At 42.3% G+C, this 13,997-nt stretch carries 12 protein-coding genes and 2 pseudogenes; 10 read left to right on the top strand and 4 right to left on the bottom strand.

Annotation, left to right across the window (positions count from 1 at the left end; all coding sequences use genetic code 11):
• Positions 1-26: 26 nt before the first annotated feature.
• Positions 27-107 (bottom strand): annotated as a pseudogene (locus QR40_RS33950) (hypothetical protein); the annotation flags it as partial.
• On the opposite strand from QR40_RS33950, the gene QR40_RS09400 reads away from it, so the two are divergent.
• The gene (locus QR40_RS09400; protein WP_044294592.1) at positions 82-3,102 is read left to right on the top strand and encodes a hypothetical protein; all 3,021 of its coding nucleotides are present in this window, start codon (positions 82-84) and stop codon (positions 3,100-3,102) included. The pseudogene QR40_RS33950 and the gene QR40_RS09400 sit on opposite strands and share 26 nt — an antisense overlap.
• Before the next feature lie 39 nt (positions 3,103-3,141).
• On the opposite strand, the gene QR40_RS09395 is transcribed toward QR40_RS09400, so the two are convergent.
• Entirely contained in the window at positions 3,142-4,029 is an 888-nt protein-coding gene (locus QR40_RS09395) for a LysR family transcriptional regulator (protein WP_044294591.1), read from the bottom strand.
• A 181-nt stretch (positions 4,030-4,210) separates the two neighbouring features.
• On the opposite strand from QR40_RS09395, the gene QR40_RS32845 reads away from it, so the two are divergent.
• The 3 genes and pseudogenes from QR40_RS32845 to QR40_RS33075 all read left to right on the top strand — a co-directional run.
• The gene (locus QR40_RS32845) at positions 4,211-4,477 is read left to right on the top strand and encodes a hypothetical protein (RefSeq protein ID WP_052430774.1); all 267 of its coding nucleotides are present in this window, start codon (positions 4,211-4,213) and stop codon (positions 4,475-4,477) included.
• Between the two features lie 32 nt (positions 4,478-4,509).
• Positions 4,510-4,626: a DapH/DapD/GlmU-related protein gene (locus QR40_RS32840; protein WP_152614190.1), complete on the top strand. Its 117-nt coding sequence runs from the start codon at positions 4,510-4,512 to the stop codon at positions 4,624-4,626.
• A 27-nt stretch (positions 4,627-4,653) separates the two neighbouring features.
• A pseudogene (locus QR40_RS33075) lies at positions 4,654-4,818 on the top strand (4Fe-4S binding protein); the annotation flags it as partial.
• Between the two features lie 3 nt (positions 4,819-4,821).
• On the opposite strand, the gene QR40_RS09385 reads toward QR40_RS33075, so the two are convergent.
• The gene (locus QR40_RS09385) at positions 4,822-5,220 is read right to left on the bottom strand and encodes a MerR family transcriptional regulator (RefSeq protein WP_044294590.1); all 399 of its coding nucleotides are present in this window, start codon (positions 5,218-5,220) and stop codon (positions 4,822-4,824) included.
• A gap of 65 nt (positions 5,221-5,285) precedes the next feature.
• Between QR40_RS09385 and QR40_RS31725 the strand changes: the two genes are divergently transcribed.
• The 5 genes from QR40_RS31725 (at position 5,286) to QR40_RS09365 (ending at position 7,159) form a co-directional block, all read left to right on the top strand.
• On the top strand, positions 5,286-5,444 hold the full coding sequence (locus QR40_RS31725; protein WP_160295793.1) for a hypothetical protein: 159 nt from the start codon (positions 5,286-5,288) through the stop codon (positions 5,442-5,444).
• A 19-nt stretch (positions 5,445-5,463) separates the two neighbouring features.
• The gene (locus QR40_RS09380) at positions 5,464-6,081 is read left to right on the top strand and encodes a flavodoxin family protein (protein WP_044294588.1); all 618 of its coding nucleotides are present in this window, start codon (positions 5,464-5,466) and stop codon (positions 6,079-6,081) included.
• Between the two features lie 50 nt (positions 6,082-6,131).
• Positions 6,132-6,356 (top strand): nitroreductase family protein, encoded by a 225-nt coding sequence (locus QR40_RS09375; RefSeq protein WP_044294586.1) that lies wholly within the window; start codon positions 6,132-6,134, stop codon positions 6,354-6,356.
• A 17-nt stretch (positions 6,357-6,373) separates the two neighbouring features.
• The gene (locus QR40_RS09370) at positions 6,374-6,847 is read left to right on the top strand and encodes a flavodoxin (protein ID WP_044294583.1); all 474 of its coding nucleotides are present in this window, start codon (positions 6,374-6,376) and stop codon (positions 6,845-6,847) included.
• Between the two features lie 111 nt (positions 6,848-6,958).
• On the top strand, positions 6,959-7,159 hold the full coding sequence (locus QR40_RS09365) for a hypothetical protein (protein WP_044294582.1): 201 nt from the start codon (positions 6,959-6,961) through the stop codon (positions 7,157-7,159).
• A gap of 77 nt (positions 7,160-7,236) precedes the next feature.
• Here QR40_RS09365 and QR40_RS09360 read toward each other — a convergent pair whose 3' ends face one another.
• Complete coding sequence (locus tag QR40_RS09360) at positions 7,237-8,274, bottom strand: hypothetical protein (RefSeq protein ID WP_044294580.1); 1,038 nt, start codon at positions 8,272-8,274, stop codon at positions 7,237-7,239.
• Between the two features lie 581 nt (positions 8,275-8,855).
• Here QR40_RS09360 and QR40_RS29725 point away from each other — a divergent pair.
• Entirely contained in the window at positions 8,856-13,934 is a 5,079-nt protein-coding gene (locus tag QR40_RS29725; RefSeq protein ID WP_052430773.1) for a beta-L-arabinofuranosidase domain-containing protein, read from the top strand.
• Positions 13,935-13,997: the final 63 nt, after the last annotated feature.

Raw genomic sequence — 13,997 nt, 5'->3', positions numbered from 1 at the left:
TTACAGCGTGTTTTGAAATTGCTTTGGGGCAGATGTGTGTAACAGTTTGAGGGAGATTTGACCCGGATGAAGGAGAAGACTATGTTTGATAATAATAACCGATACATCATACAGGATTACCATAAGAAACCGACTTTTGCAAGCTTTCTGCCGGGACTTAACGGTATACATGGGATTCCGGTCTGGTGCTTTTATGTGAATCGCGGCCAGGGCATCACCAGCTTTGGTTTAGAAGACAAAGATCATGCCCTAATGGAATTTTACCCTGCACATCAGGCTTATCAGCGGACTAAACGAATGGGCTTTCGCACTTTTATGAAAGTAAACGGCGTTTACACGGAGGCATTTACCCGGGACGCTTACGATAAAGAAATGCGGATTGGTATGAATGATTTGACCATACGGGAGGAGAATACCGACCTGAACCTGGAAATTACCGTGAAATATTACACCTTGCCATCGGAAGAACTGGGCGGGCTGGTACGACAGGTTTACATCTGCAACAAAGGCAGCCAAAGGGCATCCATTGAGGTACTGGATGGGATGGCAGAAATGCTGCCCTACGGAATAGACTGGCAGAGTATGAAGGTGGAGGGACAGACATCCAAGGCATGGATGGAGGTATTAAATCATGAGACCGGAATTCCCTACTGTAAAATGCGTGTGAGTACCGACGACATTGCAGAAGTAAAAGAGGTGGAGGGCGGCAATTTTGGTTTTGCTTTCGCGTCTTCCGGGGAAGTGCTGCCCGCTGTGATCAATCAGGAGCATGTTTTTGGATATGACAATTCCCTGGAAAATCCACTCTGTTTTCAGGAAAAATCTTTGTCTGAACTGCTGGAAGGAAAGCAGATTGCGCAAAATATCCTGCCATGCTGTTTCTTCGCACTGGAGCGGGAAATTCTGCCGGGAGAAACCTGCTCCTTTGTGGAAGTGTTTGGGCAATCGAAAAATCAAACATTACTAAAGCGGCTGTATGAAAAGACCTTACAACCGGACTATTTTAAGAATAAAGAAGCAAAATCCTATGAAATTACCATGCAGCTAACAGACCGGATTGCCACCAAAACTGCTTCCAAAAGCTTTGATCTCTACTGCCGCCAGACTTATCTGGACAATGTACTGCGGGGCGGCTGTCCCATGATTCTGGGTGGAAACAAGCTGTTTTACCTCTATTCCAGAAAACATGGGGACGTGGAAAGGGACTATAATTTCTTCCGGATACTGCCTGAGTTCTATACTCAGGGAAACGGGAACTTCAGGGATGTCAATCAGAATAGAAGAAGTGATGTACAGTTTTCACCCTTTGTCCGGGAAGCCAATATAAAGATGTTCTACAACTGCATTCAAATAGACGGCTATAATCCCCTTGGCATTGAGAAAACCACTTACCATATGGCGGGAGAAGAAACCTCCTTTACTCCGGGACAGCTCTATCAGGAGCTGGCAGATGCATATCCTGGACAGGAAATGAAGATAGAGGAACTGTTCCACCAGAAGATGGCCCAGGCAGAAAGTGACTGTAAAACCAGTTATATGGAAGGTTATTGGTCAGATCACTGGACTTACAATTTAGACCTGGTTGAATCTTATCTGACCATATATCCGGAAAAGGAAGAAAGCCTGCTGTTTCAAGATAATACGTATCTGTACAAACAGGCGGCGGTTACTCTTTTGCCAAGGAAAAAGCGCTATGTACATACCAGGCAGGGCATTCGCCAGTATCATTACCTGAAGAAAAATCCCCAAGGGGATAAGAAGGAGTATCTGGAGGAGGAAAATGGCAGAAAAGTTACCAGTACCCTGGCTGAAAAGCTCTTTTTAATCTGTGTGGTGAAGACGGCAGCCCTTGATCTAAATGGCATGGGTATCGAAATGGAGGGAGGAAAGCCTGGATGGTATGATGCCTTAAACGGACTACCGGGACTGCTTGGCTCCTCCATGTGTGAAACCTATGAATTGGCTAGAAATTTAAGCTTCCTGCTGTCTGCACTGGAAAAGTATGATAGAAAACTTTCCGTGCCACAGGAACTGATGAACCTGGTTGTTAAGATGGTGGATGCTCAGACTACCGAGGATATGCTGACCCGCTGGAATCTGGTAAACGATGCGAAGGAGGCGTATTGGGAGAGCACCTGCGGCTGTTTATCTGGAAATAAAGCAATAATCATCCGTGAAGAAGCAGTACGTATCTTAAAAGTATTTCAAACTGCGGTTATAATGGGAATCGAAAAAGCCCTGGAGATTGGACATGGCATTAGCCCGGCTTATTTTTCTTACGAGGTGCTGGCTTATGAAGAAGACGCTTTCGGAATTCTACCGACGGAAGTCAAAGCCAAAATGCTGCCCTATTTTCTGGAAGGCCCGGTCCGTTTTCTGAAGCTGGATATGAACCGGGAAAAGAAATACCGCCTGTATCAGCAGGTAAAAGACAGTGGGCTTTACGACAGGGCATTGGGCATGTATAAGGTAAATGCCTCTTTAGAACAGGAGTCCTATGAAATCGGGCGTGCAAGAGCCTTTACCCCAGGATGGCTGGAAAATGAATCAATCTGGCTCCATATGGAGTATAAATATCTGCTGGAACTGCTAAAGTCCGGATTGTATGATGCATTTACCGGGGACTTTCAAAGAGCAGCCATTCCGTTTCAAAAAGAAGAGAGGTATGGCAGAAGCATCCTGGAAAATTCCTCCTTTATCGCCAGTTCCGCCAATCCCGACCCGAAACTGCACGGGCGTGGATTTGTCGCCAGGCTAAGCGGATCCACGGCAGAGTTCGTGCAGATGTGGCAGATCATGATGTTTGGGGAAAAGCCATTTAGAGTCTTAGATGGGACACTGACCCTGGCACTGCAGCCAATGCTTCCGGCATATCTGATTGACGAACAGAGGGAAGTGCAGGCAGCGTTTTTGGGAAGTATCCCGGTGGTGTATCATTTAGAGAACCAACAGGATTATATCCCGGGGAATTATAGTGTAAAGAAATATATCATCACAAGGAAGAACAGGGAAGTCATTGAGATATGCGGTGAGAAGCTGCAGGGAAGCATTGTGGAAGAGATACGGGAAGAAGGGGTCGATGGGATAGAGGTGTATTTATAGATGGGAAAAGACACCTGATATTGCCCCTTATGAGCCGGGCTAACGAAAAGCATCCTGCAAGACCGACAAAAATTTTTCAGCAGGCTTGGAAAACAACTGATATTTTTTCCAGATAATATTCATTTCATTATCAAGACAGGGTGAAAGAGGTCGGAAACAAAGATTACTAACTCCTGTTGTATTAATAATTCCATTAAAAGTAATCGCATATCCAAGGCCTTCATCAACCATTATGGAAGCATTAAATATCAGATTGTAAGTAGCGACAATGTTTAAGTCAGTGGCTTTTTTATTCATCCATTGTAAGATACGTCCACCTTTGTCCTCCTGCTGAGAAAAGATCAGGGGTTTTTCCCACAAATCCTCGGGTGTAATAACTTCTTTTATCGCCAACTCGGAATCTTTTCTCATCAGGACACCCCAGATGTCTTTCGCAGGCATCTTTAAAGAATTAAATTTCGTATAATCCACGGTGGAAAAGATAAGACCGAAATCAATTAATCCTTTATCCAGCCGCTCGGTAACGAATTCTGCATTCCCGCTGGATATATGATAATGAATGCCAGGATGTGATTTCTGTAAGTTTTTTGCAGCCTTTGCGATTAGGCGTATAGCATCAGTTTCGCCTGTTCCAATGTAGATATCTCCCATAAGGATATCGTCCGAAAGCGTGATTTCCTTCTCTGTTTTTTTTACAAGATCCAATATCTCTTCTGCTCGTTTGCGAAGTATCATCCCTTCCTCTGTCAGTGTAACCTTCCGAGAACCCTTTGTTCCGCGGATCAGCAGCTGCTTTCCCAGTTCTTCTTCCATATTTTTAATCTGTGTGGAAAGTGTCGGCTGAGACAGATGCAGTGATTCTGCAGCCCCCACAATACTTTGTTCTCGCGCAATTGCCAGAAAATAATTAAGCACTCGTAATTCCATCTGAAAATCTCCTTTGCAATTGAATTTATTTATACTTTTATCAATACTTTAACACGAAAATATATAGGTTTCAACTATGCTGATTAATATGATATAAGTATTGGCTATTATATTGCATCCAAAATATACTGCAAATGAAAAAGTAGCGGATAAATAAATTAATAAAGTCAGGAGAACAGAAATGATTGATATAAAAGAGTTTTTAGAATATATGGAAAGCGGAAAAATAATAACCTGTGGATCTAAGATACATGAGTGTATGCATTGGTTTTCACAGGAGGCTTTGCGTCTGACAGCAGAATTAAATGGAAGTTATCATACACCGCAGGAAATCAGAGCGCTGAATGGAACAGCTGACAGGAAGGCAGGTAGATGTAACATTCAATTTGTTTCCGCCTTTCTATACCGACTGTGGAAAGAACCTTTACATTGGTCCTTGCAACGCTGAACCACCATTTAGATCCCAGATACAGGGGGGATATGATTCCTGCCCCAATCCATATTGGGCAAAACGTCTGGGTTGGTTCCAATGCAACAATACTTTTCGGTGTCACGATAGGTGATGGGGCAGTGATTGCGGCAGGGGGCAGCTGCTGAACCTATTCCGCTAACATTGCAGCTCCCTGGATCGCCCGGTTTGCATTTGGATTCTATAGTATTATGCTGACATCCACGATTCTTGGCATTACAGTAATGCTTTTGTATAGACCCCGGACCTGGTGCGCATTCAGCCCTATGGGAACAATGACCCAGATGATATGTAAAGCGCATAATCGGAAGGAGAGGTAAAAGTTAATCCTCTCCGGGGAACAGATTGCTGTAATATTTCGTTCTTCCGGCAATAACATCATCATAAAAGGCTTGTTTCTGGTCTATGTAGTCAATGGAGCTTTGAAGTTCATCCATAGCCAGGAGCAGGTCTTTTCTCTTATTCTCCAGGATTATTTTCCTCTCAGGGACAGACGACTGGCCCTGGAGGCACAGTGTGAGAAATTCCTTCATTTCTTTCAGGCCCATACCGCACTTTTTTAAGCAGGTCAGGCTATTGATCCATGCAATATCATACTCATCAAAGATACGGCGGTTGGCACGGTCACGCTTTACGTTGGGAACCAGCCCTTCATTACAATAGAATTTCAATGCTTCATAATTCATGCCTGTCATTTCGCAGGCTTGTTTCATTGTGTACATAAGAACCTCCAAAAAATTATAAAAAAACTATTGACCGGTAGCTGCTACCGAAGAGTACAATATAAATGATAGCAATGAAAAGTCAGATTGTCAAGTCTGTGATAGCACTCCGAACTGCCAGTAATGATAATGCCAGTGATGTCACTATTGTTGCTGGTACGGTGGAGTGCCAGAGCCTGTTTGAAGTAATTTTCAGTACGCTCTGGACGGATAGACACACATAGAGAAGAGGAGGATGATAACTTGAAAGTATTGATGATTAACGGCAGTCCACACAGTAATGGAAATACATATACAGCCCTGCGGGAAATGGAGAAGATTTTCATAGGCGCAGGTATTGCAACAGAAATTGTACAAGTGGGAAACAGAGATATTCGGGGCTGTATTGCCTGTTATAAGTGTAAGGAAAAGGGCAGGTGTGTATTTGATGATATGGTTAATGAAATCGCACCTGAGTTTGAGGCATGTGATGGTTTGGTGGTAGGAAGCCCGGTTTATTATGCTTCTGCAAATGCTACCCTGATCGCATTACTAGACCGTCTGTTTTACAGTACGCACTTTGACAAGACAATGAAGGTCGGTGCAAGTGTCGTGGCGGCGAGAAGAGGCGGTCTGTCCTCAACATTTGATGAACTGAACAAATATTTTACCATTTCAGGTATGCCGGTTGCTTCCAGCCAGTACTGGAATGGGATTCATGGCAGGGACAAAGGGGAAGCAGAGAAGGATACTGAAGGGCTACAGATTATGCGGACATTGGCCAGGAATATGGCGTTTTTGATCAAGAGCATTCAGTTGGGAAAGGAAGCCTATGGGATTCCGGAAAAAGAGTCTTTTGCACCTACAAATTTTATTCGATAGGGGGGCAAAACATATAATCCAGCCATTTTTAGATCATTTAAAAAGATTATATGGAAACTAACTTATACGGGGCGATGCTGGCTGCAAAGGCGGCAGGTGTTGACAGCTGCTGGATTAATTTCTTTGATCCGGAAGTGACAGAAAAAGAGCTTGGACTGCCGGAAAATGAGGAAGTACTGATGATTCTTGATATCGGTTATGCCGCAGAGGGAACGAAACCTCTTCCTATGCATACCCAGCGTAAAGAATTATCAGAGACAGTTCGCTATATATGATAAAGGAGGAATCTAAAATGAGTAAAGCATTAGTAGCATATTTTTCAGTGAGCGGCATAACCGCAAGATTAGCAGAAAGACTGGCATCAGCGATTGGCGCGGATTTGCATGAAATTCAGCCCGCACAAAAATACACAGCTGAGGATTTGGATTGGACAAATAAAAAAAGCCGCAGCAGCGTGGAAATGAATGATAAATCATTCCGTCCGGCTATAGCCGATAAAGTAGAGAATATGGATCAGTATGATATGATTTATCTGGGTTTCCCCATCTGGTGGTATGTGGCTCCGACTATTATCAATACATTTTTAGAAGCTTATAATCTGGAAGGGAAAAAAATTATACCCTTTGCAACATCCGGCAGCAGTGGAATGGGAAGGACAAATGTGGAACTGGAAGATTCCTGTAAAGGTGCTGACCTTATGGATGGCAAACGTTTTCATGCAGATGCAGGTATAGATGAACTGAAAGCCTGGGCAGAACAATTTTAAGTAGATTCTATATATAACACATTTGGCAATGGAATAGAGAATATCTGAAAATAATATGGTAGCATAAAATAATGGGGCAGTCGGAAAAAGGTTGCGGGATCACAGAAATATATGATTTATCGTAAAACGACTTCCAAAAAAGCAAAATGGGAGAGAGTTGCCACTGTTAAATCAAATGTCAGAACATATGTGGACCGGAAGGCAAAAAAAGGAAAGAAATATTATTATGCAGTCAGGTCTTACCGCAAATCGGCTGGTTTATCCTGTTATAGCAGTTATGGAAGCAGTAAACGGGTAACTACCAGAAAATAGCGGGGTAATTAATGTAATGAGATAGAGAGTATTGCCGGGGGATTTAGGTTCCGGGCAATACTCTCTTTTTATAGGACTCAGTTATATTTAAACTTCTCGGCAAAAATCATCATAGAATCAGCAACAAAACGACATAATTCAGAATACTCACTAAAGGAAGATTCAGAGCCAAGCCAGTAACGATCCCGTTTGCCATTATTCAGCTCTATGCATAAAAAGTATTGTGTTGGATAAATGGAGTTGCTTTTTTTCCTTGGTGATGTCATCTTTACTTCCGTGATTTCATTTAAACGATAGTGCTTGTGATCTATAACAATAAATGTACCCATGTATGTAATGTTTCTCGGACAAGTTTTCCCTCTTTTATGCAGAAGATACAAACGAATAGGTTCTACCAGAAGCAATAGGATTGAAAAAAAGGTAATAACGAATCCTATAAGCGGCATGAAGCTTACATCATTTTCCATTAAGAAAATGAGAAGTATTCCGAGAAACGATAAAATTAATTCAATGATTGCTATTTTCAATATGGAGCGTTTTTCATTGTTTAAAATATCTTCCGGCAATAAATGAAAAGAATCAGGATCTCTTTGCGCTTCATAAACCATTTCAGATTTTTCCAGAGGGGAAATTGTTTCACTTAGCTGTAATCTCAATTGTTCAAAAAAAGCCTCTATATTGGAAGCGTTGAAATCGTATAGTCTTAGCATCTTTTCTTCTTTTTTCTCATTATAGTAAACAAGATATCTTCGGCGAATGGTATATTGCAGCCAATTGTATCCTATCTGTGTTCTTTTCGTATGAAACCGTATGATATCAACTTTTGGTATTTCCATGAGGTAACCAAAACGCTTAATTAAAATTACATCATCTAGCATGGTAATGCTGGTTTTTCTATAGAACGCGATGATAACAGCTATTACAAAACCCGTTACCAGACTAAAGGGCCATTCCAGGAGAATTTGGAGGAAAAAGAAAGAAATAAATCCGGCTGATAAAAATCTTAAAGCATACCAGCTAAAATATAAAATGAAACCTAATATAATTGTAAAGAACAAAATTGTTTCCAACGTCATTTTCCAACTGCTCTTTATTTCCTTTTTCTTCATTTCCATAGAGTAGTTTTCCTCTCCTGATTCATATAGTATCTTACTTTATGATGTCAATTGTAAATTTGCCGGAAGGATGCTTCCCGCTAAATATCATTCAATTATACAGTTTATGAATGTTTTATACAATACCTCAACGTTTTTATTAATTAACGAAGGGGTATCCAAACGAAGGGCATATTCTATCTGGGGCTGTTATTAATGAAGTCTAACAGATTTCCTGCTATATATTTTTCCAATGTATTGAATGTATACTTTGATGTAATGAAAAGTAAATGATATAAAGAACTTAAAAACCTATCTGAAATAAATCCACTAACATTAATAAATTACAATACAAAGATAGAGAAAACCAAATTACAATATAATAGACCTCCTTATGCCATACCATGGACAGGCTGTGACACATCACATAACGCTAAAAATGCGATGCACATCCAGACTATAATAATAGGATGGAGGTTCCCGGTGTATTCATAATATATCACACAAACACAGTATAAAATCCCGTATATTTTTAAAATTCCAATAGCTATAATAATGATAATAAACGCATAAAAATTTGCGAAAAAGAGGGAGGAATTGGTGTGAAACGACAGATTTTAACAACGGTTATGAGCTTTACACTACTTGTCTTGGCATTACCGTGTATGAACGTACATGCTGAGGAAGGGCAATTGGGAGAAAACATTGCATTAAAGGCGGTGGCTTCTGCCGAACATGAAAACACATCGGCTGCAAATGTGAATAACGGCAGTCTGGCGACGAGTGATCCTTTTACTTCATGGAATACCTGGAAGTCCGATGGCCTGCTGAATTATCCCACTCCGGTGACGTTAACCTGGGACAAAACTTACGAGATATCCGGGATGCGTGTCATGTGGTGGGCGGACAATGCCAATAAGGCAGGGTCAGATTCTGTTACATTTCCAAAGAGCTGCGAGGTGTATTATCTGGACAACAGCGACAACTGGGTTTTGATTGATAATATGACAGATGAAAATCAAAATTTAGTATCCGAAGTGGGCGTGGTGTATGATGCCAGCGACGGAAATGGTTTAAACGGCAAAAATAAATACTGGAATTGTGTAACGTTTGCAGAAACGGTTCAGACAAAGGGAGTACGCCTGGTGGTGGACCGCAACGGAACAAACCGCAATGGTATCGGGATAAGTGAATGGGAGGTATTTGGCGAAAAAGTAATATCTAAGATTGGCGAGGGTGTGAATATTGCACCAAATGCAAAAGCATCAGCAGATCGTGAAAATACGCCAGCTTCAAATGTGAACAACGGTGCATTGGCTACGGGGAATGCGCAGACCTCATGGAATACCTGGAATAACAGTGGTTCATATCCCACACCGGTTACGCTGACGTGGGAGGAGCCCTATGAAATATCCAGTATGCAAGTGATGTGGTGGGCAGATAATGCAACGCAAAATGCAAGTGGGAATGTGACGTTTCCAAAATCCTGCAAAGCTTATTACTATGATAACACACTGGACGACTGGGTGGAAATTACGGACATGCAGGACGAAAATGATGTGGATACGTCTTCTGTGGGGGTTCGGTATGATGGCAATAACGGCGGAATAAATGGTGCAAACAGTTACTGGAACGGCGTACTCCTGAAGACACCGGTCAGAACAACGCAGATGCGGCTGTACATAGACCGCAGCGGAACGGGAAGCAATGGAGTTGGAATCAGTGAATGGGAGGTGTATGGCGAACCAATTAAGGACGAACTTTTTGCTGCTAAAATCATCGGAAAAGAGCGGATCGGTCTTGGCGAAACTGCTGAGTACCAGGGATTTTGCATACCCTCAGAATTGCCTGATGTTACGTATGAATGGTCTGTTCCCGAGGCGTACAGCGAAATTCTGGAAATAACGGGTAATGATACAGATGCCAGTAAGATTACGGTAACGGCAAAAGCGGCTGGAGCTGGTGCCTTAAAATTAAAATGCACTTATGGAACTACGCAGCGGGAAGTATCCTTTCCGGTATCGGTGGAATCCATACAGAGTATTGATGATTACATCACGGCAACGGCAGCCGGAAGGGAGCCGATTCTTCCCAAAATGGTTGTTGTAAATGGAATTAGCTTCGACGATCCCACTCCTTCGCTGAAAAGTGTTAATAAGACACAGAATGGCGGAACAGAAGCGTTCGACTTTGGAGAGGAATTCAATTCCAAACTGATGCCCGTTGAATGGGAAGCAGTAGACCCTAAGCTGTATGCAGCGGATCAGGCAGGAAAGACATTTACCGTAAACGGAACAGTCAATTACGGAGGTGAGCAATGGGATGCCAAAGCACAGATCACGGTAAAGAAACCCGTTGTAGCACCGGATGCCAATAGTGCGGTAACTTTTGAAAATGTAAAACTGAATGATGAGTTCTGGCAGCCAAAGCAGAAAGTGAATGCGTTGAATTCTCTAAATGCAGGAATCAGCAGGATAGCCATGGAAGCAGGCGGAGAACCAAATTTTGATAATGCAATTAAAAAATTGAACGGGGAATCCTATGAACCTTTTCATGGATTTGTTTTCCAGGATACGGATATCTATAAATCCATCGAAGCAATTTCATATACGCTCTCAGTTATTGAGGATGACAAGGATCCGGAAATTGCAGCACAAAGAGCAAAATTAGAGGATAAATTAGCTGACTGGATCAGTAAGATTGAGCAGGTTCAATATGCAGACGGTTATATTAATACACACTTTACTTTAAGGAGCACTACATTTGCAGGAGGAAGTTCTCCCGGCACTCATCGCTTCCGGGATTTTAGCAATCATGAGATGTATATAGCAGGACATTTTTTTGAATCAGTCGTAGCGTATACCCGGTACCGGGAAGGAATCGGAGATCCTGATTACAGCCTTTATGTAGTGGGCAAGAGATTTGCAGATGATATTGTACGCCTTTTCGGACCGGACGGGCAGCGCCACGAAGTTCCGGGGCATGAGGAAATAGAACTTGCCTTGATAAAACTGGCGAAGCTTGCAGAAGAGTACGAAGGTGAGGGTGCAGGCCAGAAATATATAGATACAGCCAAACTGCTGATTGACCGGAGAGGGGAAGATCAATCCTTAAGGGAAAGCAATTACAAAGGCGGTGACTATTCCCAGGATAAAACGCCCTTTACACAGGAGAAAAACGGAGTGGGACATGCCGTTCGTGCCACATATCTCTATGCGGGAGCAACGGATGTAGCAACTTTACTGCCGGATGGAGATGCTGACAAAGAGGCCTATCTGGATACGCTGGACACTATTTGGGATTCCGTACAAAATAGAAAAACCTATATAACCGGCGGTATTGGGGTAAGATCTCATGGAGAAGACTTTGGCGGAGATTATGAGCTTCCCAATGATGATTCCTATTGTGAGACTTGTGCATCGATTGCAGTGGCTAACTGGAACCAGCGAATGAATCTGGTGCATCAGAATGCAAAATATGCGGATGTAGTGGAAAAGGCACTTTATAACGGTATACTGGTAGGAACGAATCTGGAAGGAAATCTCTTCTATTATGATTCACGCCTTGAGGTATCTAATGGAAATGCCCGTTCAGAATGGTTTGCATGCGCCTGCTGTCCTCCGAACCTAATGAGGACAATTGCTTCCCTGAGCGGTTATATGTATTCTGTCCATCAAAATGATGTCTATGTAAATATGTACATCGGAAGCGATGCAAAAGTAAATGTAGACGGCACAAAAGTGGCATTAAAGCAGGAGACAAAATACCCATGGGAGGGGAAAACAGCCATCACCGTTACACCGGAGTCAGAAAAGGAATTCACTGTTAATATAAGGATTCCGGGCTGGATTCAGGACCAGAAAAACAAAAATACGGATATCTCAGTAAATGGAGAGAATATTTCAGCAAAAGCTGTCAATGGATATGTTGCCATTAAGCGGAAATGGATGCCAGGTGATGTAATTACAGTGGATATGCCAATGGAAATAAGATTGACAGAAGCGAATCCAAATGTCAAAACAAATAGCGGGAGAGTGGCAATCGAGAGAGGGCCTCTTGTATACAGCATAGAAAAAGCCGGGAATACCAGTTTAAATCCTGAAGTCCAAAATCTGAATCCATTGAACTATGTGATTCCCAGATCCACAGAATTTACAGCGCAATATAACCCGGAGCTGCTTAAGGGCGTCGTAGAAATCACCGGAGATGTATATTACGAAGCAGGAGGAAAATTAGTTCCGGCAAAACTACAGGCAATTCCTTTTTATGCATGGAATAACCGGGGCGATGACGGTATTTACGGACAGAATAATGCGACTAAAATGCTTATATGGACAAAAGCAGATGGATTTGCGGTATCAGTCCATGCTGATAAGAATACCATCAATATCGGTGATACAGCTGCTTTGACTGGAATAGTAGCCGCTCCGGCGGATGTATCTGACAATACCTATCAATGGTCTGTCACAGAAGGCAGAAGTGTGGAAATAACAGATGGGGAAGGCAGCGCCAGGGCTACCGTAAAGGGAATAATGGCCGGGGAATCAGAGCTTACGCTGACAGTATCTAACAGCTATGGTACACAAAGCGCCACATACAGTTTGAAGGTAAATGCTCCAACAGATCCGGAAGAACCGACAGACCCGGAAGAGCCGACAGATCCGGAAGATCCGACAGAACCGACAGAACCGACAGAACCAACAGACCCGGAAGATCCGACAGAACCGACAGAACCAACAGACCCGGAAGATCCCACTGACCCCACAGAACCTGTTGATCCGGCAGTCAGAGCGGTAGAGGATTTTATTAATAAAATCGGAGATAAAATCACCATCCAAAGTGAGCAGGTGATCATAAAGGCAGAGCAGGAATATGCAGCGTTAAATGCAGTCCAGAAGACAAAGGTAACGAACTACAGTAAATTAAAACAGGCCCGTCAAACCTGTAATAATCTAAAAGCTGCTGATGCAGTTGTGATTAAAATTAATGCGGTTGGGACGGTTACTTATAGCCAGGCATCCAAAAATAAGATCGACGAGGCACAGGCTATGTATCAAAAGCTGTTCCCGGATCAGAAAAAACTGGTCACAAATTACAGCCTTCTAACCCAGGCACAGTCCAGATACAATGAACTGGAAAGGCAATATAAGGAAAAGGAAAAACAGGAAAATACCATTATCACAGGAAAGACTTATACAACAGGTACCTACCGTTATAAAGTGACCAGCCTAAAGCACAAGACCGTAACCCTAACCGGAGTGACGAAGAAAACCCTCACTTCCATTAAAGTCGGCAAAACAGTTAAAATAAAAGGCAAAACTTTTAAAATAACTGCAATTGGAAAATCTGCATTTAAAGGCTGTACGAAAGCGAAAAAAGCAACGGTTGGAAAATACGTAAAAACAATTGGTGACAACGCATTTTATCAGTGCAAAAAACTAAAATCCGTTCATATAGAAAGCACAGAACTGACAAAGATCGGTAAAAAAGCATTCTATAAAAACAGCAGTTTAAAGAGTATTACCATAAAAAGTAAAAAGCTGAAATTAGCCGGATCCCAGGCATTCACCGGTATCCACAAAAATGCAAAGATGAAAGTGCCTTCGTCATGCCTGAAAAAATATGAGACAAAAATCCTGAAAAATAAGGGACAGAAGAAAACAGTGAAAATTGTAAAATAAATTAAAAAGGATATTTCTGGTTCTAAGCACAACCGGAAATATCCTTTTTCCAACAGTAACGAA

It is taken from the genome of Robinsoniella peoriensis (assembly GCF_000797495.1).
GTDB lineage: Bacteria > Bacillota > Clostridia > Lachnospirales > Lachnospiraceae > Robinsoniella > Robinsoniella peoriensis.
Note: the sequence above shows the minus strand (reverse complement) of the source record. Positions and strands in the feature narration are given on the sequence as shown.

Bases quoted from the DNA above. Each gene is read 5' to 3' on its own strand.
- QR40_RS32845 (WP_052430774.1), top strand. From the start codon at position 4,211: ATGATTGATATAAAAGAGTTTTTAGAATATATGGAAAGCGGAAAAATA.
- QR40_RS09365 (WP_044294582.1), top strand. From the start codon at position 6,959: ATGATTTATCGTAAAACGACTTCCAAAAAAGCAAAATGGGAGAGAGTT.
- QR40_RS09370 (WP_044294583.1), top strand. From the start codon at position 6,374: ATGAGTAAAGCATTAGTAGCATATTTTTCAGTGAGCGGCATAACCGCA.
- QR40_RS09385 (WP_044294590.1), bottom strand. From the start codon at position 5,220: ATGTACACAATGAAACAAGCCTGCGAAATGACAGGCATGAATTATGAA.
- QR40_RS09400 (WP_044294592.1), top strand. From the start codon at position 82: ATGTTTGATAATAATAACCGATACATCATACAGGATTACCATAAGAAA.
- QR40_RS31725 (WP_160295793.1), top strand. From the start codon at position 5,286: ATGATAGCAATGAAAAGTCAGATTGTCAAGTCTGTGATAGCACTCCGA.
- QR40_RS09395 (WP_044294591.1), bottom strand. From the start codon at position 4,029: ATGGAATTACGAGTGCTTAATTATTTTCTGGCAATTGCGCGAGAACAA.
- QR40_RS09375 (WP_044294586.1), top strand. From the start codon at position 6,132: ATGGAAACTAACTTATACGGGGCGATGCTGGCTGCAAAGGCGGCAGGT.
- QR40_RS32840 (WP_152614190.1), top strand. From the start codon at position 4,510: ATGATTCCTGCCCCAATCCATATTGGGCAAAACGTCTGGGTTGGTTCC.
- QR40_RS09360 (WP_044294580.1), bottom strand. From the start codon at position 8,274: ATGGAAATGAAGAAAAAGGAAATAAAGAGCAGTTGGAAAATGACGTTG.